Annotated in this window: 29 protein-coding genes, 2 tRNA genes and 1 other RNA gene; 17 read left to right on the plus strand and 15 right to left on the minus strand. The window is 69.6% G+C overall.

The features are described from left to right. Positions 1 to 4: 4 nt before the first annotated feature. Positions 5 to 916 carry an ABC transporter ATP-binding protein gene (locus MYF83_RS33035; protein WP_248964678.1) on the minus strand — a complete coding sequence of 304 codons (912 nt, stop codon included), beginning with the start codon at positions 914 to 916 and terminating at the stop codon, positions 5 to 7. 133 nt (positions 917 to 1,049) lie between these two features. Between MYF83_RS33035 and MYF83_RS33040 the strand changes: the two genes are divergently transcribed. The 3 genes from MYF83_RS33040 (at position 1,050) to dnaN (ending at position 4,451) form a co-directional block, all read left to right on the plus strand. Continuing rightward, positions 1,050 to 2,549, plus strand: coding sequence for a sensor histidine kinase (locus MYF83_RS33040; RefSeq protein WP_248964679.1), 1,500 nt, complete (start codon positions 1,050 to 1,052; stop codon positions 2,547 to 2,549). Next, positions 2,549 to 3,202 (plus strand): LuxR C-terminal-related transcriptional regulator, encoded by a 654-nt coding sequence (locus MYF83_RS33045; RefSeq protein WP_248964680.1) that lies wholly within the window; start codon positions 2,549 to 2,551, stop codon positions 3,200 to 3,202. The genes MYF83_RS33040 and MYF83_RS33045 overlap by 1 nt, the downstream gene beginning before the upstream one ends. Positions 3,203 to 3,356: 154 nt before the next feature. Then, positions 3,357 to 4,451, plus strand: a complete 1,095-nt coding sequence (gene dnaN, locus MYF83_RS33050) for a DNA polymerase III subunit beta (protein ID WP_248964681.1) — start codon at positions 3,357 to 3,359, stop codon at positions 4,449 to 4,451. 6 nt (positions 4,452 to 4,457) lie between these two features. Here the strand turns inward: dnaN and MYF83_RS33055 are convergent, their stop codons facing one another. From MYF83_RS33055 to upp, 6 genes are all read right to left on the minus strand, one after another. Then, positions 4,458 to 5,147 (minus strand): FadR/GntR family transcriptional regulator, encoded by a 690-nt coding sequence (locus tag MYF83_RS33055; protein WP_248964682.1) that lies wholly within the window; start codon positions 5,145 to 5,147, stop codon positions 4,458 to 4,460. Positions 5,148 to 5,250: 103 nt separating this feature from the next. After that, on the minus strand, positions 5,251 to 6,588 hold the full coding sequence (locus tag MYF83_RS33060) for a helix-turn-helix domain-containing protein (protein WP_248964683.1): 1,338 nt from the start codon (positions 6,586 to 6,588) through the stop codon (positions 5,251 to 5,253). 132 nt (positions 6,589 to 6,720) lie between these two features. Beyond that, positions 6,721 to 7,248, minus strand: coding sequence for a PH domain-containing protein (locus tag MYF83_RS33065; protein ID WP_248964684.1), 528 nt, complete (start codon positions 7,246 to 7,248; stop codon positions 6,721 to 6,723). After that, entirely contained in the window at positions 7,245 to 7,403 is a 159-nt protein-coding gene (locus MYF83_RS33070; RefSeq protein ID WP_184610310.1) for a hypothetical protein, read from the minus strand. The genes MYF83_RS33065 and MYF83_RS33070 overlap by 4 nt, the downstream gene beginning before the upstream one ends. 116 nt (positions 7,404 to 7,519) lie before the next feature. After that, complete coding sequence (locus tag MYF83_RS33075; RefSeq protein WP_248964685.1) at positions 7,520 to 7,738, minus strand: three-helix bundle dimerization domain-containing protein; 219 nt, start codon at positions 7,736 to 7,738, stop codon at positions 7,520 to 7,522. Positions 7,739 to 7,870: 132 nt separating this feature from the next. Next, the gene (gene upp / locus MYF83_RS33080; protein WP_248964709.1) at positions 7,871 to 8,509 is read right to left on the minus strand and encodes a uracil phosphoribosyltransferase; all 639 of its coding nucleotides are present in this window, start codon (positions 8,507 to 8,509) and stop codon (positions 7,871 to 7,873) included. Between the two features lie 178 nt (positions 8,510 to 8,687). Here upp and MYF83_RS33085 point away from each other — a divergent pair, with 178 nt between their 5' ends. From MYF83_RS33085 to MYF83_RS33100, 4 genes are all read left to right on the plus strand, one after another. Further along, complete coding sequence (locus MYF83_RS33085) at positions 8,688 to 9,176, plus strand: tRNA adenosine deaminase-associated protein (RefSeq protein ID WP_248964686.1); 489 nt, start codon at positions 8,688 to 8,690, stop codon at positions 9,174 to 9,176. A gap of 17 nt (positions 9,177 to 9,193) precedes the next feature. After that, complete coding sequence (locus tag MYF83_RS33090) at positions 9,194 to 9,685, plus strand: tRNA adenosine deaminase-associated protein (protein ID WP_248964687.1); 492 nt, start codon at positions 9,194 to 9,196, stop codon at positions 9,683 to 9,685. Between the two features lie 119 nt (positions 9,686 to 9,804). Continuing rightward, entirely contained in the window at positions 9,805 to 10,239 is a 435-nt protein-coding gene (gene tadA, locus MYF83_RS33095) for a tRNA adenosine(34) deaminase TadA (protein WP_248964710.1), read from the plus strand. Positions 10,240 to 10,311: 72 nt separating this feature from the next. Continuing rightward, a tRNA-Ser gene (locus tag MYF83_RS33100) sits at positions 10,312 to 10,401 on the plus strand. 107 nt (positions 10,402 to 10,508) lie between these two features. On the opposite strand, the gene MYF83_RS33105 is transcribed toward MYF83_RS33100, so the two are convergent. Then, positions 10,509 to 11,030, minus strand: coding sequence for a GNAT family N-acetyltransferase (locus MYF83_RS33105; RefSeq protein WP_279340394.1), 522 nt, complete (start codon positions 11,028 to 11,030; stop codon positions 10,509 to 10,511). Positions 11,031 to 11,285: 255 nt separating this feature from the next. On the opposite strand from MYF83_RS33105, the gene MYF83_RS33110 reads away from it, so the two are divergent. Next, positions 11,286 to 11,684, plus strand: coding sequence for a hypothetical protein (locus tag MYF83_RS33110; protein ID WP_248964689.1), 399 nt, complete (start codon positions 11,286 to 11,288; stop codon positions 11,682 to 11,684). A 64-nt stretch (positions 11,685 to 11,748) separates the two neighbouring features. Here MYF83_RS33110 and MYF83_RS33115 read toward each other — a convergent pair whose 3' ends face one another. The 3 genes from MYF83_RS33115 to ypfJ form a co-directional block, all read right to left on the minus strand. Continuing rightward, positions 11,749 to 12,681 (minus strand): hypothetical protein, encoded by a 933-nt coding sequence (locus MYF83_RS33115; RefSeq protein WP_248964690.1) that lies wholly within the window; start codon positions 12,679 to 12,681, stop codon positions 11,749 to 11,751. Positions 12,682 to 12,819: 138 nt separating this feature from the next. Next, positions 12,820 to 13,155, minus strand: a complete 336-nt coding sequence (locus MYF83_RS33120) for a type II toxin-antitoxin system VapB family antitoxin (protein ID WP_248964691.1) — start codon at positions 13,153 to 13,155, stop codon at positions 12,820 to 12,822. A gap of 91 nt (positions 13,156 to 13,246) precedes the next feature. Beyond that, a complete protein-coding gene (gene ypfJ / locus MYF83_RS33125; protein WP_248964692.1) occupies positions 13,247 to 14,125 on the minus strand; it encodes a KPN_02809 family neutral zinc metallopeptidase in 879 nt (292 codons plus the stop codon). Between the two features lie 501 nt (positions 14,126 to 14,626). On the opposite strand from ypfJ, the gene MYF83_RS33130 reads away from it, so the two are divergent. Then, positions 14,627 to 14,857 (plus strand): hypothetical protein, encoded by a 231-nt coding sequence (locus MYF83_RS33130; RefSeq protein WP_248964693.1) that lies wholly within the window; start codon positions 14,627 to 14,629, stop codon positions 14,855 to 14,857. Beyond that, positions 14,854 to 14,994, plus strand: a complete 141-nt coding sequence (locus MYF83_RS33135) for a hypothetical protein (RefSeq protein ID WP_248964694.1) — start codon at positions 14,854 to 14,856, stop codon at positions 14,992 to 14,994. Before MYF83_RS33130 ends, MYF83_RS33135 begins: the two co-directional genes overlap by 4 nt. A gap of 220 nt (positions 14,995 to 15,214) precedes the next feature. Here the strand turns inward: MYF83_RS33135 and MYF83_RS33140 are convergent, their stop codons facing one another. The 3 genes from MYF83_RS33140 to MYF83_RS33150 form a co-directional block, all read right to left on the minus strand. Continuing rightward, entirely contained in the window at positions 15,215 to 16,306 is a 1,092-nt protein-coding gene (locus tag MYF83_RS33140; protein WP_248964695.1) for a hypothetical protein, read from the minus strand. After that, positions 16,303 to 16,797 carry a SigE family RNA polymerase sigma factor gene (locus MYF83_RS33145; protein ID WP_248964696.1) on the minus strand — a complete coding sequence of 165 codons (495 nt, stop codon included), beginning with the start codon at positions 16,795 to 16,797 and terminating at the stop codon, positions 16,303 to 16,305. The genes MYF83_RS33140 and MYF83_RS33145 overlap by 4 nt, the downstream gene beginning before the upstream one ends. A gap of 214 nt (positions 16,798 to 17,011) precedes the next feature. Continuing rightward, a tRNA-Ser gene (locus MYF83_RS33150) sits at positions 17,012 to 17,096 on the minus strand. 116 nt (positions 17,097 to 17,212) lie between these two features. Here MYF83_RS33150 and ffs point away from each other — a divergent pair. The 7 genes from ffs to MYF83_RS33185 all read left to right on the plus strand — a co-directional run bounded on the left by ffs (position 17,213) and on the right by MYF83_RS33185 (position 24,224). Next, positions 17,213 to 17,308: signal recognition particle sRNA small type (gene ffs, locus MYF83_RS33155), an RNA gene on the plus strand. Between the two features lie 106 nt (positions 17,309 to 17,414). Next, complete coding sequence (locus MYF83_RS33160; protein WP_248964697.1) at positions 17,415 to 19,640, plus strand: DNA polymerase III subunit gamma and tau; 2,226 nt, start codon at positions 17,415 to 17,417, stop codon at positions 19,638 to 19,640. A gap of 538 nt (positions 19,641 to 20,178) precedes the next feature. Continuing rightward, positions 20,179 to 20,526, plus strand: a complete 348-nt coding sequence (locus MYF83_RS33165) for a YbaB/EbfC family nucleoid-associated protein (RefSeq protein WP_248964698.1) — start codon at positions 20,179 to 20,181, stop codon at positions 20,524 to 20,526. Positions 20,527 to 20,531: 5 nt separating this feature from the next. Then, positions 20,532 to 21,131: a recombination mediator RecR gene (recR, locus tag MYF83_RS33170; protein ID WP_248964699.1), complete on the plus strand. Its 600-nt coding sequence runs from the start codon at positions 20,532 to 20,534 to the stop codon at positions 21,129 to 21,131. Beyond that, positions 21,124 to 21,657 carry a DUF5063 domain-containing protein gene (locus tag MYF83_RS33175; protein ID WP_248964700.1) on the plus strand — a complete coding sequence of 178 codons (534 nt, stop codon included), beginning with the start codon at positions 21,124 to 21,126 and terminating at the stop codon, positions 21,655 to 21,657. The genes recR and MYF83_RS33175 overlap by 8 nt, the downstream gene beginning before the upstream one ends. Before the next feature lie 189 nt (positions 21,658 to 21,846). After that, positions 21,847 to 23,121, plus strand: a complete 1,275-nt coding sequence (locus MYF83_RS33180) for an aspartate kinase (RefSeq protein ID WP_248964701.1) — start codon at positions 21,847 to 21,849, stop codon at positions 23,119 to 23,121. Then, the gene (locus MYF83_RS33185; protein ID WP_279340395.1) at positions 23,118 to 24,224 is read left to right on the plus strand and encodes an aspartate-semialdehyde dehydrogenase; all 1,107 of its coding nucleotides are present in this window, start codon (positions 23,118 to 23,120) and stop codon (positions 24,222 to 24,224) included. The genes MYF83_RS33180 and MYF83_RS33185 overlap by 4 nt, the downstream gene beginning before the upstream one ends. An 86-nt stretch (positions 24,225 to 24,310) precedes the next feature. Here MYF83_RS33185 and MYF83_RS33190 read toward each other — a convergent pair. Next, the coding region (locus MYF83_RS33190; protein WP_248964702.1) for a hypothetical protein at positions 24,311 to 25,032 on the minus strand (722 nt) is incomplete at its 5' end.

Genomic DNA, 25,032 nt, shown 5'->3' on the forward strand with positions numbered 1-25,032 from the left:
TCTCCTAGGACGCGTCGGTGGCCGCATGGCCGGTGAGGGCGAGAAATGCGTCGTCCAGCGTGGCGCGCTCCATCTGGAGCCCCGCGGGGACGATCCGGTTGGCCGCGAGGGCCGTGGTCACGGCGACCAGGAGGTTCTCCGACCCGGTCACGGTGAGGTCGTCGCCGTCGCGGGTGACGCTCGCCACCTCCGGCAGAGACTTCAGGACCTGGTCGGCGCCCGGCGGCGAGCGGAAGCGGACCCGCTGCCCGCCGTCCACCCTGGCGATCAGGCCGGCGGGCGTGTCCACGGCGGCGACCCGGCCCCGGTCGATCACGGCGACCCGGTCGCAGAGCCGCTCGGCCTCCTCCATGAAGTGGGTGACCAGGACGATGGTGACGCCGCGCCCCTTGACCAGCTCGATGAGCTCCCACGTCTCCCGCCGCGCCAGCGGGTCGAGCCCCGTGGTCAGCTCGTCGAGGATCGCCACCCGCGGGGCGCCGACCAAGGCGAGGGCGATCGACAGCCGTTGCCGCTGCCCGCCGGACAGCTTGGCGAAGGGCGTGTCGCGCTTGGGCCCGAGGCCGACGTCCTCCAGCAGCGCCCGCCAGTCGGCCGGACGGTCGTAGAAGGAGGCGTACAGGTCGAGGGCCTCGCCGACCCTCAGCCGGTCGGGGAGCGAGCAGTCCTGCAGCTGCACCCCGACCCTCTGCCGCAGCTCCGCGCGGTCCCGGCGCGGATCGAGGCCGGTGACCGTGATCGTGCCACTGTCGGGGGTGCGAAGGCCGGACACGCACTCGACCGTCGTGGTCTTGCCGGCGCCGTTGCGGCCGACCACGCCGAAGAGTTCGCCCTCCTCCACGGTGAACGACACGCCGTCGACCGCCACGTGCTCGCCGTACAGCTTGCGCAATTCGGTGATCTCGATGATTCCCATGCCGTCGACGCTAGGAATCGCGGCGCGGCGTCGGAATGCGCCTGCGGCCCGAACGGGGGTGTACCTAGCTACACCTCTGGACGGGCGTCACGGCTACTACGAGCCAAGGCTTCGATGAAGCAGACTGGGCCGCATGGTTCTCCGGACGGTGGTCGGCTTCGGGCGCGCTCTCATGCTGCTCGTCCTGGCCGTCGGGAACGCGGTGATCGCCACGCTGGCGGCGCTCGCGCTCCTGTTGTGCTTCGGTCTCGGCATGGTCTTCCTGTTCCCGGCCACCATTCGTGTCGTCCGGCGCCGAGCAGGTCAGGCACGCAGGCTCGCCCTCGCGTGGGCCGGGGTGCAGATCGCGGACCCCTACCGCCCCGCGCCGCCGCCGCCGGTGCCGCAGCGCGACGGATGGTACCGCGAGGGGCGCAACCTGTACCGCACGTCCCTGGTGCCCAACTTCAACAGCACCTGGGCCTGGATGATCAAAGATCCGGCCACCTGGCGTGATCTGGCGTGGTTGCTGGCCGACCCGCTGGTCGGCGGACTGCTGGTGCTGGCCCCGCTGCTCGTGACGGGATTCGGGGCGATGCTGGCCTACCAGGGGCCTCCGGTGGTGGCGGCGGCCGGCGTCGCCCTCGCTGTCGCGGGGGTGCTTCTGGCTCCGCTCGTGGTCCCCGTCCATGGCCTGTGGACGCGGCTCCTGCTCGCCCCCACCCGCAACGCCCGCCTGACGAACGCCGTGCGACAGTTGACGCAGGTGCACACCGAGGCGGTCGACTCGCAGGCCGCGGAGCTGCGGCGCATCGAGCGCGACCTGCACGACGGCGCGCAGGCCCGCCTGGTGGCCATCGGCATGACGCTGGGCGCGGCCGAGGAACTGGTCGACTCCGACCCGAAGGCGGCGAAGGCGCTGATCGCCAAGGTGCGCGAGGCCTCGGCGGCCTCGCTGGTCGAGCTGCGGCAGCTGGTACGGGGCATCCATCCGCCGGTCCTCGCCGAGCGCGGGCTCGGCGACGCCGTACGGGCTCTCGCCCTCGACAGCCCTTTACAGGTCAGCGTGAGCGTCGATCTGCCGGCGCGTCCCGAGGCCCCCGTCGAGTCGGCCGCCTACTTCGTCGTGAGCGAGCTGCTCACGAACGCCAGCAGGCACGGGGGAGGCCGCGAGGTCACGGTCGACATCAGCCGCCGCGGCGCCGCCCTGCGCATCACGGTCACCGACGACGGTCACGGCGGAGCCGATCCGTCGCGCGGCAGCGGCCTGCGCGGCATCGAGCGGCGGGTGGCCGCGTTCGACGGCGTCCTGGCCCTGCACAGCCCCGGGGGAGGGCCGACGACGGCCAGCGTCGACATCCCGCGGGCCTTCGCCGGACACGCCTCCTGCGAGAACACGCTGCCCCGGTGGAAGTACAGGCTGATCGGCGCGTGCTGGGGGCTCTTCTGGTTGCCGCTGTTCCCCCAGGGGCTCGTCGCGATGTGCTTAAAGATCTTCGGTGTTCAGGAACGGAGCTGGTTCCTCGCGCTGTACATGCCCACCCCCTTCCAGTGGCCGGTCATCCTCGGCATGATCGCTCTTGGTACGAGCATGGTCGTCTACGCGGCGATCGTCACGGGCCGGGGCAAACGAGCCGATGTGGAGCCCGACTGATGAGAGTGGTGCTCGCCGAAGATCTGTACCTGCTGCGCGACGGCCTGGTCCGCCTGCTGGAGGCGCACGGGTTCGAGATCGTCGCGGCGGTCGAGTCCGGGCCCGAGCTGCTCAAGGCCCTGCTCGACGAGCGCCCGGAGGTGGCGGTCGTCGACGTGCGACTGCCGCCCACCTTCACCGACGAGGGGCTCCAGGCGGCGCTGGCGGCTCGCCGCTCGATCCCGGGGCTGCCGGTGCTCGTCCTGTCGCAGCACGTCGAGCAGTTGTACGCCCGGGAGTTGCTCGCCGACGGCACCGGTGGTGTGGGCTACCTGCTCAAAGACCGGGTCTTCAACTCGGCCCAGTTCGTCGACGCGGTGCGCCGTGTCGCGTCGGGAGGCACCGCCATGGACCCGGATGTGATCGCCAAGCTGCTGGCCAGCAACGCCCGCCACGAACCGCTGGGGCGGCTCAGCCCGCGTGAGCGCGAAGTGCTGGAGCTGATGGCCGAGGGCCGCTCGAACGCCGCCATCGCCCAGCGCCTGTTCCTCAGCGAGAGCGCCGTGGCCAAGCACACGGCGAACATCTTCGCCAAGCTGGACCTGGCCGTCTCCGACGACGACAACCGGCGCGTGCTCGCCGTCCTCGCCTACCTCAACGGCACCAGAGGCTGAGCGGCCCGCGCCGTGACCCGGCGCCGGAACCGGCGATCGCGGGCGGCCGGGGGAGAGCGGGCGGCTGGGTGATGCTCGGGTTGCTTCGTGGGTAAATGTCCCACCCAGGCGCTACCTTCTGGGGAGCAGACGTTTTCGAAGGGGATGGATCAGGGTGAAGTTCCAGGTGAACCGCGATGTCCTGGCCGACGCGGTGGCGTGGAGCGCCCGGACACTGCCGGGCCGCCCCGCCGTGCCGGTGCTGTCCGGCATCCTGCTCGAGGCGCTCGACGACGTCCTCACGCTCTCGGTGTTCGACTATGACGTCTCCGCCCGCGCCGTGATCGAGGCCGACGTCGCGGAGCCGGGCAAGGTGCTGATCCCCGGCCGCGTGCTCGCCGAGATCACCCGCAGCCTGCCCGCCGAGCCGGTCCAGATCGTCACCTCCGGCGCCGAGGCGGTGCTGACCTGCGGGGGCGCCGAGTTCGGCCTGCTGACCATGCCGGTGGAGGACTTCCCGAAGCTCCCCGCGATGCCGCCCAAGGCGGGCGCGGTCGGGGGCGGCGTCTTCGCCTCCGCCGTCAACCAGGTGGCCGCCGCCGCGAGCCGCGACGACACGCTCCCCATGCTCACGGGCATCCGCGTCGACATCGACGGCGTCAACGTCTCCATGGCCGCCACCGACCGCTACCGCATCGCGGCCCGCGACTTCCTGTGGCACCCCGAGCGGCAGGAGGAGAAGGCGGCGGTGATGGTGCCCGCAAGGGTGATGGTGGAGGTCGGCCGTTTCCTGCGCGCGGGAGAGGTCTCGATCGGGTTCGGCGACGGGGTCGCGGGGTTCGAGTGCGCCGGCCGCACCACGACGGTCCGGCTGCTGGACGAGCAGTTCATCGACTACCGCTCGCGGCTCACAGACGACTGGCCGATCCACGCCGAGGTCACGGTGGCGCCGTTCGTCGAGGCCATCAAGCGTGTGGCACTGGTCGCCGAGCGCAACACCGCCATCCGGCTGACCTTCACCCAGGGCGAGGTGCTGGTGCAGGCAGGCGGGGGGGACATCGGGCGGGGAGCGGAGGCGGTCGCGGCCGAGCTGGCCGGTGACGACATCCAGATCGCCTTCCAGCCGCACTACCTGCTCGACGGCCTCGCCGGTGTGGAGACCGAGAAGGCCCGGATCAACATGGTCTCCCCGACCCGCCCTGTGCTGATCACCGACGAGGGCGACGATCCCGCGTTCCGCTACCTGGTGATGTCCCTGCGCCTGGCCTGAGCACGCTCAGTCGAGCAGCTCGGGGGTCTCGGCGAGCGCGATCGCGATGTGCTCCATGCAGGCGTGCCCGGCGCGCTCGGCGGCGGCCGCGTCGCCGGCGGCGATCGCACGGGCGATGGCGTCGTGCGGAATGTGCCCGTTCTCCAGCGGCGCTCCCGCGGCGGCGATGCTGGCCCGCAGCGCGGCGGAGAAGTCCTTGTACAGCTCGATCAGCACGCGGTTGTGGGTGGCCTCGACGACCGCGACGTGGAAGGCCAGGTCGGCCTCCACGAAGCCGTTGACCTCGGCCTCGGCCCACGCCTGCTCCCGCCGGAGCAGCGCGGCCTCGATCAGCTCGATGTCCACCTCGGTGCGCCGCACGGCCGCGAGCCTCGCGGCCTCGACCTCCAGCGCCCGCCGTACCTCGAGGATCTCCATGTGCTCGGCGGCGCGCAGGCGCCGCGCCATGGCACCGGAGAGCTCGCTCGTGGCACGCACGTAGGTGCCGTCACCCTGGCGGCATTCCAGGAGGCCGGCGTGGGTGAGCGCGCGCACCGCCTCTCGTACGGTGTTCCGGCCGACGCCAAGCTGCTCAGCGAGAACCGTCTCCGTAGGGATCTTGGCATGCAGCTGCCAGGACCCAGAGGTGATCTGCTCCTTGAGCTGCTCGATCACCTGGTCGACGAGGGAAGCCCGCTGCGCCGTACGCAGACTCACAGTCTGCCTCCTCCGGGTAACCAATCATCCTACGAGTCAATGATTGGTCGACCTTAATTATTCCAGGGGCTCCGCGCCAAATCCGGAGCCCCTGGCGGGAGGCCTACCGTGCGAAGACCGCGGATGTCACGGCACCGGTGACGGTCGACCTGACCCCGACCGCTTCGAGTGCCCTACGATACGCGCGTGTCTGCTGGCCGCGGTTACCGGCCTTGCCCCAAAGGTCACCCAGCTCGCGCCAGACCTCCGCGATCTCGCGGTCGCGGATCGCCCCGGGCGACGGCACCGCCGCCAGAAGGGCTCCAGCGCGCTCCAGATGGGCCGTGACGTCCCCCTCGGACCGTGCCAAAACACTTTCGGCCAGCACCAGGTGCGCGGACGCCGTGATGGTTCCAGGCTCGTCGGACAGCAACGCCAGCGCCTTGACGGCGAGGTCGTCCGCACCGCGTACGTCACCGGACCGCAGATGGACGCGGGCCAGCACGACGAGGCTGCGGGCGTACTCCACCGACTCGGCGGGAAGGACGGAGAACACCTCGGTGGCGCGGGAGACCAGCTGGTCCGCCTGGCCGAGGCCGGTGTCGGGCAGGGACGCGGAGATCTGCGCCCAGCGCATGGCGATCTTCGCCATCTGGACCGCGATCCGCGCGGGCCGCCCTGCGGACAGGGCGTCGTCGGCGAACTGCACCGCGAGCGCGGAGTCCTCGCCCTCGGCCGCCGAGACGCTGGCCTGCCAGAGCGACAGGATCTCCGTCGTGCGGTCGGCCGGCACCGGCACGCCGGTGACGGCGAGCACCTGCTCGATGTATGGCAGGCCGATCTCTGCGTCGGCAAGCGCCGCGGCGAGGTCGACGGCGACCTCACCGTGGAACAGCGACAGCTGCGTGACCTGCTCCAGGGCCTTGAGACCCAGGTCGCGGGCACGCATCACGTCGCCGGCCCTCTGGTAGCACCGGCACAGCGCCACGGTGAGCGGCAGGTCGGCCAGGCGCTCCGGATGCGCGGCGGCCTCGCGGCGGAGCCGCTCGTACGCCTCGACGGCACGGCCGATCTTGCCCTGTTCCTCGAGAGCACGGGCGCGCCCCAGGCGGGCGTGCGCGGCGAGGAGAGCGTTGTCCTCCCCCGCGGCCTTGACGATGTCGCCGAACCGGTCGGCGGCGAGGGCCGCGTCTCCGTGGTACAGCTCCAACTCGGCGTGGCGCAGCCCGAGTTCGGTGTCGATTCGCTGGCGCGGCTCGATCCCGTGGAGGAGGAACTCGGTGGTGCAACCAAGGCGCTCCGCGAGCAGTCGGGCGACCACTGGCGTCGGCGTGCGCTTGCCGGACTCGATGAGTGAGACATAACTGTCGGAGAGGTCCGGTCCTGCCAGCTGGGCCTGAGACAAACGCCTGCTCAGACGCAGCCCGCGGACGCGGTCACCGATGGTTCCCTGACTCGGCATGTGATCTCTTAAGGCGGGGTTATGGTCAATGGTCCCGCCATGATGGCACGAAGCAGCCGAATCGGGTATACCCACGTCAAGAATCCCGAGGGGAAGTCTGTCTCACCCCTCGGGATTCAGGACGAATCTGGACTAATCATCGTCGTCAGAACTGGGAAAGAGCATCTGGCAAACCTCGAGGTACAAGGTCTCCGGGTACGGAATGAAGGGGACCGTCGACAGCGCCTGATCTTGACCAGCCGACTCCAGCACGAACTCGCCGTACCCGAGCATGCGGCCGAGAAGCGAGCGCTGGAAGCTCATGTCGGTCACCTTGCCGAGTGGCATCATCGCCACCCGGCGGGTGATCAGGCCGGTGGTCAGGAGCATCCGTTTGGACGTCACGACGAAGTAGTCCACCGACCACTCGGCTACTTTCCAAACGAAGCGGATGAGTAAGAGAAGCCAGGCCCACCAGACGATCACCAACGCCTGTGACCCTTGGTTCTCGCCGAGCCACTTGCTCAGCAGCCCCGCCAGGACCAGGCCGCCGAAGACCTCGGCGACCGGCCGCAGCAGTACGGCCGGGTGACGCCGCACCATGATGACCTGGTGTTCGTGGGGGAGAAGGTAACGATTGACCGACGACGGAGCAGAGTCCCCGTGGGTCACAAGTCTCATGTCAGCTTCGTGAAGAATAGCGCCAGCGAATCCGCGGCGTTCACCACAGTGTCCATTGCTCCCTTGACCGCGCTTGCCGCGTCAGCCGGTCTGGTGAACAGGTAGAAAGCCACAAACGCGATGGCTGCGTACGTTAGAACCTTCTTGACCTGCACTGCTGCCTCCGTTAACCAACTCACCCACTGCACCCACCGTATACATTACCCAGCTCATTGGCTCGGTAAAGCGCATCCCGACCCCACAGTCTTTAGGGGTCTGGATGTGACCTGCGTCACCCTTGCTCGCCGGCGACCGTGGCCAGCACTTGGAGGTGCTTGCGCGCGATTCGCTCGACCAGGCTCGGGTACGCGTAACCAGTGACCTCCATCGCGCCGTGGTGAGCCGCTTCGATGCAGCGAGTCACCGTCGCGGCGGGATGGACCCCGGCGAACTCGACCTTAAGCACGGTCTCGACCTGTGTATAGGCGTCAAAATCCGGCGGCTGGTCCATTGCTCTCCCAGGGGTGCGTCCGCGGCCCAAGGGGACCGGGAACACAGTGACATCGTCATCACTCTGCGTACCCACAGAAACACAGTATGTAACTAGACGTGTGTCAACCAGCGGAAGAAAAAGGAAAAAGAATCAGACGACGCCGTACAGGCGGTCCCCGGCGTCGCCCAAGCCCGGCACGATGTAGCCGTGCTCGTTGAGCCGCTCGTCCAGAGCCGCGGTCACGACCCGCACGGGGTTGCCGGAGTCGGTGAACACCTGCTCCATGTAGGCCAGGCCTTCGGGGGCGGCGAGCAGGCAGATGGCCGTGACGTCTTCGGCGCCCCGCTCGAACAGCAGCTGGATCGCCGCGGCGAGCGTGCCGCCGGTCGCGAGCATGGGGTCCAGCACGTAGCACTGGCGGCCCGAGAGGTCCTCGGGCAGCCGGGTCGCGTACGTCTGGGCTTTGAGGGTGCCCTCGTCGCGGATCATGCCGAGGAAACCGACCTCGGCGGTGGGCAGCAGGCGGGTCATGCCGTCGAGCATGCCGAGACCCGCCCGCAGGATCGGCACGACCAGCGGCGCGGGGCGCGCCAGCCGTACCCCGTGAGCCGGGGCGACAGGGGTGGAGACCGTCGCGTCGACGACCCGCACGTCGCGTGTGGCCTCATAGGCCAGGAGCGTGACGAGCTCATCGGCGAGCCGCCGGAACGTCGGGGAGTCCGTGCGCACGTCCCGCAGTGCGGTCAGCTTGTGGGCAACAAGCGGATGGTCAACGACGAGGGTCTTCATGGCTGCCAACGCTATCTCCTGTGACCGGGTAAACGGTACGAGCAGCCAGGTAACGGCCATCACACCCTAAGCTGTCCGGGCGCACCCGTTTTTGATCACAATTTGCCCGAGGGGCCTACGGGGGCTGAGTGATTCTGGGAGCATTACCAACTGTAAGAACCGCGTCGGTGGGGTGAAGATGACAGACGTAGATGCTCTTGACTTCGCCATCGTGGTCTACCGCGAGGACGACCGCTGGGAAGCCGAGATGTTGCCCATAGGTCTCACTGCGGACCTTCATGGGCTCATCCATGCCCTTCGTCAGCAACCGAGTATGGGTGCCACGATTGGCCTGGTCGCCGTGGGGGATGACTTCTTCGTGGCATTAAGGGTGTTCGGGGAGCGGGTCGACGTCTTCCTGTCCGACATCACGGCGTCGTGGGACTGGCCCTTGGCTCAGCAGGTGCTGGAGCTCCTCGACGTCCCCGTCCCCGATGAGGAGGAACTCGACATGGTCCTCCCCGCGGGAGATCTGTCGATCTTCGCAGACCTCGGGCTCGACGAGATGGAGCTGGGCGCCCTCTCCGGTGACCTCGAACTGCTTCCGGATGAGGTGCTTTCCAGCATCGCCGCACGGCTCGGGTTCTCCCAGCCGTTTGAACGTGCCGTCGACTCAGCCATCGGCTGACCTCGGGAGCCCCGATCATGCCCTCGAGACCAACACACAGCGCTCTGTTCGCCGCCGCCTTCGTCCGCACGCCCGACGGGTGGAGCGGGGCCGAGGTCGATCTCACCAACGCCGAGATCGCCGACGACCTCGGCGACGCCGTGCAGGAGGCTCTGGGCCTCAACGGTGAGGAGCTCGCGCTGCTCTGCGTCGAGGTGGAGGACGAATGGTTCGCCATCGTCCGCTACGACGACGACGTCGAGCCGCGGGCGTTCCTCTCCGACGCCCACGCGGCGGCCGGTGACGGCCTGGGCGAGCTCTTCAACGAGCTCGCCGGGGTGCTGGTGCCGGACAAGGACGCCGACCTCGGGGTCCGGCCGGCCGGTGACTTCGAGCTGCTGAGCGACCTCGGGGTGACCTCCGAGGAACTCCTGGAGCTCAGCATGGAGGAGGGGGTCCTCCCCGCGGACACCCTGTCGGTGATCGCGGAGAAGCTCTCCTTCGCGGACGAGCTCGACCGGCTGCACTAGCGCCTCCGCCCGTGAGCCTGCGTGTGCCGAACCCCCGTGTGCCGAGCCTTCGTGGATGAGTCTTCCGCCATGAGCCTTCACCCGTGAGCGGCCCGTCGCCGGGGGAGTTCGAGGGCCCGATGAGGCTCGCGCTCGAGCAGGCGGTGCGGGCAGGCGAGCGCGGTGAGGTGCCCGTCGGGGCCGTCGTCCTCGGGCCGGCCGGCGAGGTGCTCGCGGCCGCGGGCAACGACCGCGAGGCGAGTGCCGATCCGACCGCGCACGCCGAGATACTGGCGCTGCGGGCGGCGGCCCGAGCACGCGGCGAGTGGCGGCTGGCCGGGTGCACGCTGGTCGTGACCCTCGAACCGTGCACGATGTGCGCGGGAGCCGCGGTGCTCGCCCGGGTGGACACGATCGTCTACGGCGCCGTCGATGAGAAGGCGGGCGCGGCCGGGTCACTGTGGGACGTGGTCCGCGACCGGCGGCTGAACCACCGTCCCGAGGTGATCCTGGGCGTCCTCGCCGAGGAGTGCTCGGCCCTGCTGAGGGACTTCTTCGCGGGACGGCGCGGCTGAACCGGTCTTTCCTCTGCATACCGGACACCTGCGACGCGCGAACATAGGCGTGCATCCGGTAGGCTGCTCGGCGGTGGAGTCGCCTAGTGGCCGAGGGCGCACGCCTCGAAAGCGTGTGATGGGGCAACCCATCCGTGGGTTCAAATCCCACCTCCACCGCCACCACGAAGGGCCTCCGACCGGATCACCGGTCGGAGGCCTTTTTCGATCTATGTGCGGGACCGGCCCGCACCTGTGGATCAGTGGTGGGTGACTGAGAATGTCCGCGGCTACAGGTCCTCGAACGGCTTCGCGTACCTGAACGCACCGCGCATGTCGGGCGCGTAGCCCGCCAGGGTGCGCACCTGGAAGTGGGGTCCCCACGCCTCGACCGGCGGGGTGATGCCGAACTCGCCCGCCGGTCGGAAACCGAACAGCGGATAGTAGTCGCGGTGGCCCAGGAGCACGACGAGCGGTTCGCCGAGCGCGTCCGCGGCCCCCAGCACGGCGTGCATGAGCGCGTGGCCCACACCTTGGCGCTGGTGGGCGGGGAGCACGCCGAGCGGGCCGAGCCCGAGCGCGGGGGTCGACCCGACGGAGGCCCGGCTGCAGACGACGTGCCCGGCGACGGCGCCGTCCGCCGTGATGGCCACAAGGGAAAGCTCCGGAATCCAGGCGTCGCACGCACGCAGCGCGTCCACCAGGCCGGCCTCCACGGAGGTGTCGGCGGGGGCGTCCGGTTTGGCGAACGCGGCGGCGTGCACGTCGCGGATGGCTGGGATATCTGCCGGAAGTTCGCGTCTTATCAACATCTGCCTAGGTTTTCCGGTGCCGAGTCAAGCCGTCAACCGATTAAACCCCGGCACCCGCAAGGCTCATGGCCTGAGCTGCGCAGCCTTGCCCCAACCAAGGCTTTGCCTCTTATGGGAAGCTCGCTGGATTTCGCCCGGTTAAGGTGATGTCTGTAGTTTTCGCGCCGTTTTGGCGAATCCCGAGTAAACCAGAACGACGCTCCTTATGTCGGGATATGTCCCGGCGGACCATAACGACAAATGGAGTGATCTCTTATGCTCAGACACACTCTTGCCACGGGAATCCTGGTGGCTTCCGTGCTCGCCATTCCGGGGGCGCTGGCGATGCAATCCGCCGACGCGTCCACCATGGCCTCGACCTCCGCCTCCGCGGCGGCGTCGAACGCCGGCCAGGAGTCCACCTGCAAGGGCAAGCGATGCTCCTCCAAGCAGCGCGGCCACCACAAGAAGAGGTCGGCCATCAGGCACCACAAGAAGAAGCGCGCCGCCAAGCACACGAGGCATGCCGTCGCCAGGCACGCCAGGCACGCTGGTGCCAAGCACAAGAGGCACGCCGTCGCCAAGCACAACCACAACCACATCCGCGCTCAGCACAGGAAGCCCCACGTCCACGCCGTGCACGAGGAGACGCCCGCCATCGTGCGCCACCACTGACCTCACCTCTCCGTCGCCCCGGGAGGACCTCCTCACGGGGCGACCTCCGGGCCGCGCCCGCCGGTCAGGGGTCGAGGGTGCTCTCCTCGACGTTCTCCGTGCGGCCGTAGAGCACCTGCTCGTTGATCTCCAGGTTGTTGATCAGCCGCAGGGTCGCCGCGACGGCGTTGCCCACCAGCTCGCCGGCGACCTCTCCGTACTCCACCTGCAAGAGGATGTTGGCGGCACGGTCGTCGTCCGCCACGCGCTCGGAGTCGCGCCAGGTGCCCTCCGCGCCGATCTCCGTGGCGGCGCGCATGAGGGGCGCGACGGCGTGCGCCTTGGCCCGGGGAACCGTGAGCGTCAGCGACTCGCGCTGCACGCGGTCGAGCCGGACCCCGTCCTCCTCGCCGCCGAACAGCAGGGCGTGCAGGAGATCCTTCGCCTCGCGGAGCAGCGCCTCTCCCCGGGGTGAGCGATGAGCGGCGGAGATGAGCGGGCCGCCCTTGTCCGGCGGGTCGAGAAGGTGACCTTCCTGCTGTAGCTCCTCGCGCCCCAGCGCACGGTAGCGCTCGACGTAGCGCGGCATGGACGCCTGGTCGAGGCCGAGGCGGCGGATCCGCGCCGCGTGCGCGGCACGGTCGTCCTCGCTCTCGTCGGTCTCGTGATCACTGCGGCTCCATGGAGGTGCCTGGTCCTCGTCCTGGGCGGACCGGCGTTCGTGGCCGCTTTCGCGGGCCTCCCCGCGCGCGTGCTCGCTCTCGCCGGCATCGTGCCGTTCGTGACCGCTCTCGTCCTGGCGGGCGGGATGGGCGGGCAGGGTCTCGCCGGCATCGGGACGTCGTGGCACCTGCCGAGGGATCATGTGCGCCACCTCCGTGGCGGGCAGCGCCAGTGCCATCAACTGCTCGACCAGCCACTCGGTGGGCTGCTGGCCGAGACGCTCGCGTACGCGCTCGCGCAGCTCTCCTGCGAGCTCTTCACGGATCTGTGCCACGAGCTGTGTGACATCTGGCATTTGATGACCGCCCCGGCGTTCGCGTTCCAGCGGCGTGAGCCGTGTCGCCCCTGCGACGGTCGAAGCCTAGGTAACCGAGGTGCGGCGGGTGGCGCGTACGAGAACTGTTTTACCTACGAGGCCGGCGGCCGGTATTGATCATTCCGGCCATTCGCTCTTTTCGGATGGCATCCCGCCGGGGGCGTCCACTTCGAGCACCCGCGCGTGGAGGACCGAGCGCTGGTGCAGGGCCGCGCGCAGCGCGCGGTGCAGGCCGTCTTCGAGGTAGAGCTCACCACGCCACTGCACTACGTGGGGGAAAAGGTCGCCGTAGAAGGTGGAGTCCTTCGCGAGCAATGAATGCAGATCGAGCACCGCCTTCGTGGTGATCAAAGAGTCGAGCCTGACCTGCCGGGGCGGTATCTTTGCCCATTCGCGATGCGACAGGCCATGCTCGGGGTACGGGCGGCCATCACCGACTGACTTGAAGATCACCCTACGCAGTTTAAGAGAGTTTTCGAGCTTTGCCTGCTTCAGCGGTCGCGTGGTGAGGTGTCGATCGGCTCAGATGCGGCTCAGATGCGGCTCAGATGCTGCCCGAGAAGGTGTCGCATCGCCCGGGGTCACCGGACTTGTAGCCGGTGCTGAACCACTTCATCCGCTGCTGCGCCGTGCCATGGGTGAAGGCCTCGGGATCGACGCGGCCCTGCGCCTTCTCCTGGATACGGTCATCGCCGACGGCCGCCGCGGCGTCGAGCGCCTCCTGGATGTCGGTGTCGGTGAAGGGCTTCTCGTAGAAGCCGGTGTCCACGGCGTTCTTGGCCCAGACGCCGCCGTAGCAGTCCGCCTGGAGCTCCAATCGGACGGAGGCGCTGTCGGGACCCTGGCTGTCACCGCTGACGCGGTCCATGGTGCCGAGGAGATCCTGAACGTGGTGGCCGTACTCGTGGGCGATGACGTACGCCTGCGCGAACGGGCCGCCCTTGGCGCCGAACTTGCTCTGCAGCTCGTCGAAGAAGCTGAGGTCCAGGTAGACCCGCTTGTCGCTCGGGCAGTAGAACGGCCCGACCTGCGAGGTGGCCTGCCCGCAACCGGTGTTCACGGCCTCGGTGAACAGGACTGTCTTGGCCGGGGTGTACTGGCCGTTGCCCCTCTGGTCGAACGCGTCTTTCCAGTAGGCCTGGATGCTGTTGACCACGCCGACCACCCGGCAGTTCTCCGACTGGTCGGCGTCGGAGCCCTTCTTGCACTCCTGGGAGAGGTCGGAGGTCGGCTGCACGCCCGTCGTCCCTCCGTCGCCACCGGTGATGTCACCGGGGTTGATCCCGAATATCAGGGCGGCGATCAGCGCGATGATGCCCGCCGCGCCTCCGCCGATGGCGAGCCCGCCACCGCGAAACCCGCCCCCGCCACCACGGTTTTCGACCTGGGAGGCGTCAAGGTCGACATCGTCACGGAAGTCCATCGGCCCGTTTTCCCTTTTTCTTCGTTTTCAGGGTGTCGTCTGCCCCCCTAGTTCCCCGCAAAAAAACGATCATGCACGTTCCGTATGGAGAGCCAGGCCAGACGGCCGGCCGGCCATCCAGACCTCACGCGGAGCCTGCCGCCCGGACCTCGCGCGCCGGTCACCGGGACCTCCGTGGACCCGGTCTCTGTCAAGACCGTCACCGCTGAGTGCCAACGGTGTGCCGTGATCGGCCCTGCCTGGGGCGCCGGTTCCGGGATGACAGGTGCGCCGCGATTACCGTGCTGATCGACGATCACTTTTGGTGAGACGGAGGTCACCTTGGGTGCCATGGACGAGGTACCACGGCCATCCCACGACAAAGCGCCATCTTCATCCCGCGACGCGACATGGCCTTCTCCTAGGGACGAGGCATGGTCCTCTCCTCGCGAGGAGCGGCCGCCTCCCGCGCGCGGTGACGAACTGCCGCCTCCCGCCTACTTCGTCCGGAGCCTGCCGATCATGCCGGTGAGCGCGTGGCTGCGGGCCAGGGTCATATCCCAGGGCCCGTACGTCGCCGGCCTGGTACTCGCCTTCGCGGCCGGCACCGGCCTGGGCCTCGGTCTGGGCCCGACATGCGCCCACGTCGGCGGCGCCGCCGATCCCGGCGTCGGCGACCAGCCCGCACCCGGCCACGCCGCCCGGCCGATCAACGGGAACGACGACCCTCGGTGGGCCAAGCCGCCTCCATGAGGCGCCAACGCCGGTGGGCCGGACCGCACCAAGCCGATCTCGACCACTACACCGCAGTCATGGACCACCTGAGCATCGTGGCCGCACCGGTCGTAGACACCCCCGGGCTGCTCGCCGCCATCCGCGACGAGATCTGATCGACGGCACGCAGGTCGGCATACGTGCGAGGCCGGTCCGACTCGAACGTCAAAGGGGCCGGATCGCTTGCGCGGTCCGGCCCCTTTGAGCTGGCGGAGGATAGGAGATTCGAACTCCTGAGGGGTTGCCCCCAACACGCTTTCCAAGTCTGCGGATCTCTGTTCGGAACAGGTAGGCCGGCCTCGCCCTACACCTGGTGATGCGCGGATACGGCCGCGGTCAGCGGATGAGTCCCGGCACTACGAACGGGCCACCGTCACGCGGCGCGAACAGCTCCCTGCTCTCGCCCGTCCGCACGTCCACCGCATACACCACCGACGCCAGCCCGTTCGGCTCCTGAGGTACGGCGAGCACGGTCAGTTCCGTGTCGTTCAACCAGTTCCCGAGCTGTGAAGGAGCGAGGCCCTCCGGAAGGCCGGATATCGGAATACGAGTCTCCCTGCCGCCACGAATCGCGTCGAAGATGACGATCGAGCCGTCCAGCCGAACCATCGGCTTTCGATTCCGGTCGACGGTCTGCCCCAGCCGGACGAGCATCCGCCCGTCGGGTCCGAGGGCGCTGTAGTAGTACGTGAAGTCCTGGATGGTGATCGGATCGTGGCCGAGTACCCACACCTGGCTGGTCATGTCATTCGGCTTGGCCAGCACGACGGGTCCGGACCCGTCCGACACGCTCACCGGCCACCATCCCCGGGCGAGGTCGGTCACGGTCTTGCGCTCCACGTCCACCAGCTTGTTCGGCTCTCGACGCCCGCCCCACCCCGACACGACGAACCGTAGCCCGCTGGGCGACAGTCGCAGCGTGTACTCGACCGCAAAGTCCTCCTCGGGCTGTTTCAGCGGCGCCTTCCACATCCTGCCGCTCGCCAGGTCGCGTACAACGATCCCGCGCTGCTTCGAGCTGTAGTACGCGATCCTGCGGCCGTCCGCCGTGACTGCCAGCGGCCCCGTCTCTGCCTCGGCCAGCTCGTAGGTGTCGCCTTCACGCGTCACGATCCGCCAGGCGCGCTCGGCGCACGGCCCGCCGTTGCTTCGGCACCTGGGCCGGTACGCCTGCTCGGCCGGTCCAACTCCCTTCCCTGGCAGTGGGAGCACTGTGGTCTCCGGAGGCGTGAACAGGATTTGGGGTGCGGGGGAGATATGCTGGAGCAGCGCGACTCCGCCACCGGAGATCACGCACAGCACGGCGGCCGTGGCCACGACCAGGCGGTTCACTCGCCTTCTGCGGGCGCCCTGAACCGCCCGAGTCGCCAGATCGACGGTGGGCGCCTGCTCGGCCAGCGTCCGCAGATCCTCACGTAGCGTTTTCATCGATACACCTCCTGAGGAGCGAGCGCGCGCAGTTTCGACAGCGCGTAGTTGGTCTGGCTCTTGACGGTGCCGATTGAGACGCCCATGAGCTGCGCGGTCTCGTGCTCGGTGCGATCCTCGTAAAAGCGCAGCACAATCACGGCCCGCTGCTTCGGCGTGAGCTGGGCCAGCGCGTGGTGCAGGGCGATACGGCGCAGGGTCGCCTCGTCATGCGACTGCCCGGACTCGGCCCGCTCGGGCAGTTCGGCTCCGGGCAGCTCGACCTGCTTGCGCCGGCGCCACGAGATGGTCTGATTCACCAGGGCTTTGCGGGCGTATGCCTCGGGGTTACCGCCGTTGGCGAGCTTGGCCCAGTGCGTGGCGACACGGGTGAGGACCGTCTGCAGCAGGTCCTCGGCGAGATGGGCATTCCCGGTGAGCAGGTACGCCGTCCGCATCAGCGATTGCTGACGAACGCGTACGAACTCATGGAACCCCTCGTAACGGTCCATGTATCAGAACAACTCTGCCGAAGGGTTCCAGGTTGGAACGTCAGCGTATCGGTCGGGTAACGCGGCCCCGACCTTGACCCAGGACGAGGTAGAGCCGGCGGCAGAGCGTTGCCGATCAGCTGCGGAGAGGGAGATGAGTCCTCTCAGAAGGCCAACTGAGACTGGAAAGCCGGAAGGGGTGTGGCGTGTTGCCGGCCCACCCCAACCCCGCGGGGGGGGGTTAGGCGAATGGAACACCTGAGGGGTTGCCCCCAACACGCTTTCCAAGCGTGCGCCCTAGGCCAACTAGGCGAATCCTCCGCCGAGAAGCTTACCGGACTTCGGAGGCTGCGGAGACCACGGGGATGACGACGAATCGGTCTCGGTGTTCCCGCTCGGGCCGCCCCGAGCACTGCCGCACACGGCTAGACTGTCACCGGACCCCTCGCACGGCGTCATCCTGTGAACCTCCCCAGGGCCGGAAGGCAGCAAGGATAAGCGGGCTCTGTCGGGTGTGCGAGGGGTCTCTTCGCTGGAGCCCCAGGACGGTGTCGTCACATGATCGAGCTGATCGACACATATGACCTTCGCGGTGCTCCGGTGGCTTTCCACTCCGACCCCCTAGGCGAGGAGACGGCATGAGTCTCGCCCTCTACCGCAAGTACCGGCCTGGGACCTTCGCCGAAGTCAAGGGTCAGGAGCACGTCACCGAGCCCCTGCGGCAGGCGCTCAGCACCGGGCGCATCAACCACGCCTATCTCTTCAGCGGTCCGCGTGGGTGTGGCAAGACCTCCAGCGCCCGCATCCTCGCCCGCTCGCTCAACTGCGAGAAGGGGCCGACGCCCGACCCTTGCGGCGAGTGCGAGTCGTGCGTGGCGCTCGCCCCCACCGGGCCCGGCCACCTGGACGTCATCGAGATCGACGCCGCCTCCCACGGAGGCGTGGACGATGCCCGCGACCTGCGCGAGCGTGCCTTCTTCGCCCCGGTCTCCGCGCGCTTCAAGATCTACATCATCGACGAGGCGCACATGGTGACGCGCGAGGGCTTCAACGCCCTGCTCAAGCTCGTCGAGGAGCCACCGCCTCACCTCAAGTTCGTCTTCGCGACCACCGAGCCGGAGAAGGTCATCGGGACCATCAAGTCCCGCACCCACCATTACCCGTTCCGGCTCATGCCGCCCGCGACGCTTCGCCAGCTCCTGGAGGAGATCCTCTCCTCGGAGTCGGTGCCGTACGAGCCCACCGCGCTGCCCCTGGTCGTACGCGCGGGCGCCGGCTCGGCGCGTGACTCGCTGTCGATCCTCGACCAGCTGCTGGCCGGCGCCGACGAGGCCGGCATCACCTACGCCCGCGCGGTGTCCCTCCTGGGGTACACCGACGGCGGGCTGCTCGACGAGATCGTCGCGGCGTTCGCGCGGCGCGACGGAGCCTCGGTCTTCCACGCCGTCAACCGGGTGATCGAGGGCGGCCACGACCCGCGCCGCTTCGCGATGGACCTGCTGGAGCGGTTCCGCGACCTCGTGGTGCTCGCCAACGTGCCAGAAGCGGTGAGCAACGGCCTGCTCGACCGTCCGGCCGACGAGCTGGAGCGGCTGGCCGAGCAGGCCGCGTCCATGGGCCCGGCCGGGCTGACCCGGGCGGCCGAGCTGTTCAACGCGGGTCTGACCGAGATGCGCGGCGCCGCCTCTCCCCGGCTGCTGCTCGAGCTGATGTGCGCCCGGGTCCTGCTTCCGGCCGCCGAGCAGGGCGAGGCCGCGTTGCTCGCTCGCCTGGAGCGCCTGGAGCGCGGCGGGGTGGTGGCCGGGGCGGTGCCCGCCTCCTCCTCGGGGCCCGGCGCGGCGCGCGAGCCCGCGGCAGGTGAGTCGTACGCCCAGCCGGGACAGGCCCAGCAGGCCCAGCCGGGGCAGGGCCCGCAGCCGGAGGCGCGGATGCCGGCCGCGCGACCGCCCGCGGACGACTGGCCCGCTCCTGCCAGGGCCGCCGCGCCGCAGGCGGCCTCCCGCGCCGCCGAGGGCTCTGCCGGCCACTCCGCGCCCGCGGCGTCGCAGGCGCCGTCACGCAGGGCGGAGGCATCCTCCCCCGGTCCGGTGGTCCAGGTGGCCGGCGGCGCCTTCCAGCAGACGTGGCCGCAGATCCTGGACGTGCTCAAGCGGCGCTCCCCGGCCGTGTGGGCGAACGTCAACACCAACTCGCAGCTCATCGGCGTCGAGGACAACATCGTCACGCTCGGCTTCAGCCAGGTCGGCGCCATGCGCAACTTCGTCAACGGCGCCAAGGACACCGTGGTCGCGGCGGCCATCGCCGAGGTCATGGGCGGCAACTGGCGCGTCGAGGCGGTCGTCGGCAACTCCCCGGGCGGATCCGGCCCTTCGGCGCCCTCCCCGGCCGCAGGACGCCAGGCCCCCGCCGCCAGGCCCGCGCCGGCGCGTCCAGAGCCCCCGCCGGTGACGCAGCCCCCGGCGGAGACCGGGCCCGCCGGTCCGCCGGCCGCGCAGCCACAGGCCCGGCGACAGGCGCCCGCCCAGAAGCCGCAGGCCGAGGCGTCCGCGTCGGACGAGCCATGGCCGGACGCGCCGCCGCCGGACGACGAGGGACACGCGCCGTCCCCAGGTCTCGGCGCGTCCCGCTCAGGCTTGGCCGCAGCGCGCTCGGCGGCGCAGGCGGCGGCCCAGTCGGGGCCCCGGCAGGCGGGTTCCGCCGGGTGGCCGGACGCCGTTCCGCGCCGTACCGGTCCGTCCCCCGCCGAGGCCGACGAGGTGGACCCGGACAACGACGCCGACGCCGACGCCGGCGCCCTCACGGGTATGGCCCTGGTCCAGCGCGAGCTGGGCGGCCAGATCATCGGCGAGATCGACCACACGTGAGTTCGGCGCCAGGTGGGAAGAGTGAGAGCCCACCTGGTGAGGGGCAGGCGCCCGCGACGCCGCCCGTTGAGTCCACCTGGCATGAGCGGCGTCGTGGTGATCGGCCAGGGCCAGATGAATCTTGGCCGGGTTCTGTGGTCTTGGTGACGGAATGTGGCCGGTGTCTGTCCTGGGCGGGTGAAGGGCGCGTGGGCATGGCCCGGGTCCGGGGGAGTGGTGGGGCCGTGTGGGCTTCGGCTTGACCGGGGCCGAGGCGGGTTCGGATGCGCCGGAACCGCTCGCTGCGGGGGCTTCGGTCCTGCCCGATGACGCGGTGCCGCAGGGCCGGATCCCGTGGTGGCGCAGGAGAACCGTGCTGTGACAGGCGCGAGGACGGCCGGGCGGGCCCTGGGGATGCGGGTGCGACCTGCGGCGGGCCGAGGTGTCCCAGCCCCCGGCGGCCGGAGCCTCCTCGCCAACACCGGCCCGCGCCAGTGCAACATGCGCGGCAAACCCCGTAGGCTCGTGCCACACGCGAAGCCATGAGGAGCGCACCATCGTGAATCCAGGTGATGTCAACCTGCAGCAGTTGCTCGAGCAGGCGCAGCTCATGCAGCAGCAGCTCGCGACCGCACAGCAGGAGCTCAACGACGCGGAGGTCGAGGGAACCGCCGGTGGCGGCCTGGTCGTCGCGACCGTCAACGGGAGTGGGGAGCTGCTCGAGCTCAAGATCAACCCAAAGGCCATCGACCCGGGCGACCCGCAGGAGACCGCAGACACGATCGCCGATCTGGTGATCGCGGCGGTGCGGGACGCGGTCCGCGCGGCGGCCGATCTCCAGCAGGAGAAGCTCGGGCCGCTGGCGCAGGGCCTCGGCGGGGGCGGATTCCAGCTGCCAGGGTTCTGACCGTCATGTACGAAGGGGTCGTCCAGAATCTGATCGACGAGTTGGGCCTGCTGCCCGGCGTCGGTCCAAAGAGCGCGCAGCGGATCGCCTTCCACCTGCTGTCCGCGGACCCGGCCGACGTCAAGCGGCTGGCGCACGCTTTGCTCGAGGTCAAGGAGCGGGTCCGGTTCTGCCGCGTCTGCGGGAACGTCGCGGCAGAGGAGGAGTGCCGGATCTGCCGGGACACCCGGCGCGACCCCCACGTGATCTGCGTCGTGGAGGAGTCCAAGGACGTCGTCGCCATCGAGAAGACCCGCGAGTTCCGTGGCCGCTACCACGTCCTCGGCGGGGCGATCAGCCCGATCGAGGGCGTGGGCCCGGACGACCTGCGCATCCGCGAGCTGATGACGCGGCTGGCGGACGGGGAGGTCACCGAGCTGATCCTCGCGACCGACCCGAACCTGGAGGGGGAGGCCACGGCGACCTATCTGGCCAGGTTGGTGAAACCGATGGATTTGAAAGTGACACGATTGGCCAGCGGTCTGCCAGTGGGCGGAGACCTCGAGTACGCCGACGAGGTCACTTTGGGCCGCGCTTTCGAAGGACGGAGGCTGCTGGATGTTTGATGAGTGGAGCGCTCTCGCGGATCGCATCGCGGCACACGCGCAGAACTACCTCGATGGCCTGACCAGGCTCGCGGGCGGTGAGGGCGGTGACGCCACGCTGCCGATGCTGCTGGTCGAGGTCTCGCAGGTGAGCCTGGCGGGCGCGCAGCTCGGAGCGGCCCAGGACGTGATCCTGCAGGGCAACTTCGAGCCCGCGACCGGCCCCGATCCCGACCTCGACGGGGTGCGCACGGCTCTGGCCACGCGTCTCGGCCCTGTGGACGACTACGCCGAAGTGTTCGACCCGTACAAGGACACCGGGGTGACGGCCTACCGGCTGTCGGACGACCTGGCGGCCGTCGCCGCCGACCTGATCCACGGGCTCGGCCACTACCGCGCGGGGCGCCCGCTGGAGGCGCTGTGGTGGTGGCAGTACTCCTACTTCAACACCTGGGGCAACCACGCGGGTGCCGCGATGCGGGCGCTGCAGGCGCTGGTGGCCCACACGCGGCTCGACGTGGTGGAGGAGACGACGACCACCGCCTGATCCCGCACAGGTCGCCCCCGCCCTCCGCGCGGCCGCGGTCTCCTCCCGAGCGGCCGGTGGGCGGCAAAGTGTCCACAGCGTGTGCCCGGTCCCGGGCGCCGGCTGTCCACATGCTGGCCATATCAGTTGGGGCTCAAGGAGCCGCCAGTAGACTGTGAGCTCCGCAGACTGAACTTTGGGAGACATCCCGTGGCGCTCGTTGTCCAGAAATACGGTGGTTCCTCCGTCGCCGACGCTGCTCGCATCAAGCGGGTCGCCCAGCGGATCGTCGCGACGAAAAAGGCCGGCAACGACGTCGTGGTGATCGTCTCGGCGATGGGGGACACGACCGACGAGCTGCTCGATCTGGCCCAGGCGGTGACGCCGCTGCCTCCGGGGCGCGAGCTCGACATGCTGCTGACCGCCGGCGAGCGCATCTCGATGGCGTTGCTCGCGATGGCGATCGCCAACCTCGGCCACGAGGCGCGGTCGTTCACCGGCTCGCAGGCCGGCGTGATCACCGACTCCACCCACGGCAAGGCGCGCATCATCGACGTGACGCCGGGCCGCATCCAGGAGGCGGTGCGCAGCGGCCAGATCGCGATCGTGGCCGGCTTCCAGGGTGTCTCCCAGGACACGAAGGACATCACGACGCTCGGCCGAGGCGGCTCCGACACCACGGCGGTCGCGCTCGCGGCGGCCCTCGCGGCCGACGTCTGCGAGATCTACACCGATGTCGACGGCATCTTCACCGCCGATCCGCGCATCGTCACCGCCGCGCGCCAGATCCCTCGCATCTCCTATGACGAGGCGATGGAGATGGCCGCCTGCGGCGCCAAGATCCTGCACCTGCGCTGCGTGGAGTACGCCCGGCGGTTCAACCTGCCGATCCACGTCAGGAGCTCGTTCAGCAGCAAGCAAGGCACGTGGGTCGTCTCCGATCCCAACACTGAAGGAAACGAGATGGAGCAGCCGATCATCTCCGGTGTCGCGCACGACCGGAGCGAGGCAAAGATCACTGTCGTCGGGGTGCCCGACAAGGTCGGAGAGGCCGCGGCCATCTTCAACACGCTCGCGGACGCCGAGATCAACATCGACATGATCGTGCAGAACATCTCGGCCGCCGCCACGGGGCGCACGGACATCTCCTTCACCCTGCCCTCGGCCGACGGCACGGTGGCGGTCACGGCGCTGAAGCGCATCCAGGAGCAGATCGGGTTCGAGAAGATCCTTTTCGACGACCAGATCGGCAAGGTGTCGCTGGTCGGCGCCGGCATGCGCTCTCACCCCGGCGTCACGGCGAAGTTCTTCGGAGCCCTGGCCGACGCCGGCGTCAACATCGAGATGATCTCCACCTCGGAGATCCGCATCTCGGTCATCGTCGGGCAGGACGAGGTGGACGCGGCGGTCACCGCGGCCCACCGGGCCTTCGACCTCGATGTCGACCAGGTGGAGGCCGTGGTCTACGGAGGCACCGGACGATGAGCGAGCAGCAGCACACCAGAGATGAGAGCGGCCGCGAAGTGAACACCACCAAGCCCACCCTGGCCGTTGTCGGCGCGACCGGCGCCGTCGGCACGGTGATGCTGGAGATCCTCTCCGGCCGTCCCGACGTGTGGGGCGAGATCCGCCTCATCGCCTCCCCGCGCTCGGCCGGCAAGAAGCTCCTGGTCCGCGGGCAGGAGGTCGAGGTCGTCGCGCTCTCGCCCGAGGCCTTCGACGGGGTCGACGTCGCCATGTTCGACGTGCCCGACGAGGTGTCGGCGCAGTGGGCGCCGATCGCCGCCGCCCGGGGCGCGGTCGCCGTGGACAACTCCGGCGCCTTCCGCATGGACCCCGACGTTCCTCTCGTGGTGCCCGAGTGCAACCCCGAGGAGGTCCTCCGGCGGCCCAAGGGCATCATCGCCAATCCCAACTGCACGACGCTGTCGATGATGGCCGCCCTCGGCGCGCTGCACCGCGAGTACGGCCTGCGCGAGCTGGTCGTGGCGTCCTACCAGGCGGTCTCCGGCATGGGCGTGTCCGGGCCCGAGCGCCTGTACGACGAGATCGCGGCGGTGGCCGGCAACCGTACGATCGGCACCGTCGCCGGTGACGTCCGGAAGGCCGTTCCCGATCTGGTCGACTCGCCCTTCCCCGCGCCGCTGGCGTTCAACGTGGTGCCCGCCGCGGGCTCGCTCAAGGAGGACGGCTGGTTCTCCGAGGAGCTCAAGGTGCGCAACGAGTCCCGCAAGATCCTCGGCATCCCCGACCTGAAGGTCTCGGCGACCTGCGTCCGGGTGCCGGTCATCACCACGCACTCCCTGGCCGTGCACGCGACCTTCGCCGAGCCGGTGACGGCGGAGGCCGCCCGGGCGGTGCTCGACGCGGCGCCGACGGTGATCGTTCTTGACGATCCGGCGAACGGCGTGTTCCCGACGCCCGCGGACGTCGTCGGCACCGACCCCACCTACGTGGGGCGCATCCGCCAGGCGCTCGACTTCCCCAACACCTTGGACATGTTCGTCTGCGGTGACAACCTGCGCAAGGGCGCGGCGCTGAACACCGCGGAGATCGCCGAGCTGGTCGCGGCGGAGTTCTCGGCGTAGGACCCGGGGTGTGCGGCCGCTCCATCGCAAGCGTCCGCACACCCCGGGAGCAGGTGGCCCGGCGCGTCAACCGGCCGGGCGCGGGGTCACAGGAACGTGATGTCCCAGTGGCTCGGCTCGTTGGCGTACACCGTGGAGCCCTGTGGGCGGTGCTCATAGAAGAGCCGGGCGCCGTCGCCACGGACGCGGCCCGCCGTCTTGTTCCGGATGTACCGGTCGATGCACCTGTTGTGCGCTACATCGATCTTGTAGCCCTTCCCGTGGCTGTGGACGCCGCCGGCGTGGCCGGTCTCGGTGCCGCCGGTCACGACGACGTCGCAGCCGCTGCGGCGCTTGAGGTTGACCAGGCCCCACAGCGTGCCCAGCCGTACGGCGTCCAGCGAGGTGCACGAGGGGCGGTGCCGGCTGACGCAGTTACCGGACGACCTCCACCTCAGGCCCGCGTGCCGGATGCGCCGCGCCGCCTGCGGATGCTGGAGGCGGACGGCCCGGTAGAGGCGATGCTGCCTCCACAGCATCGGGCTGACCATCCCGGCGGCCCTGGCCATGCGCCGTGCCGCCAGCCGGGAGGCCGCGGCGCGTCGGAGAGTCGCGGCGCGCCGCGGGACCGCCGCGCGCCGTAGAGCCCCTGCAGGACGGGAGGCCGCACGCCCGGAGGCCTCGGGCCGGGAGGCGGTGGCCCGCCTGGTGGCCGCGCGCCGGATGACGGCGTCCGGGATGGCCGCCTGCGGGGTCGCCCGCTGCGGGAGACCCGCCCGCCCTGCCCTGGTCACGTCCGCCGCGCGGAGCGCGCGGGGCAGTGCGATTC

The organism is Sphaerisporangium perillae, from assembly GCF_023276435.1.
Classification (GTDB): domain Bacteria; phylum Actinomycetota; class Actinomycetes; order Streptosporangiales; family Streptosporangiaceae; genus Sphaerisporangium; species Sphaerisporangium perillae.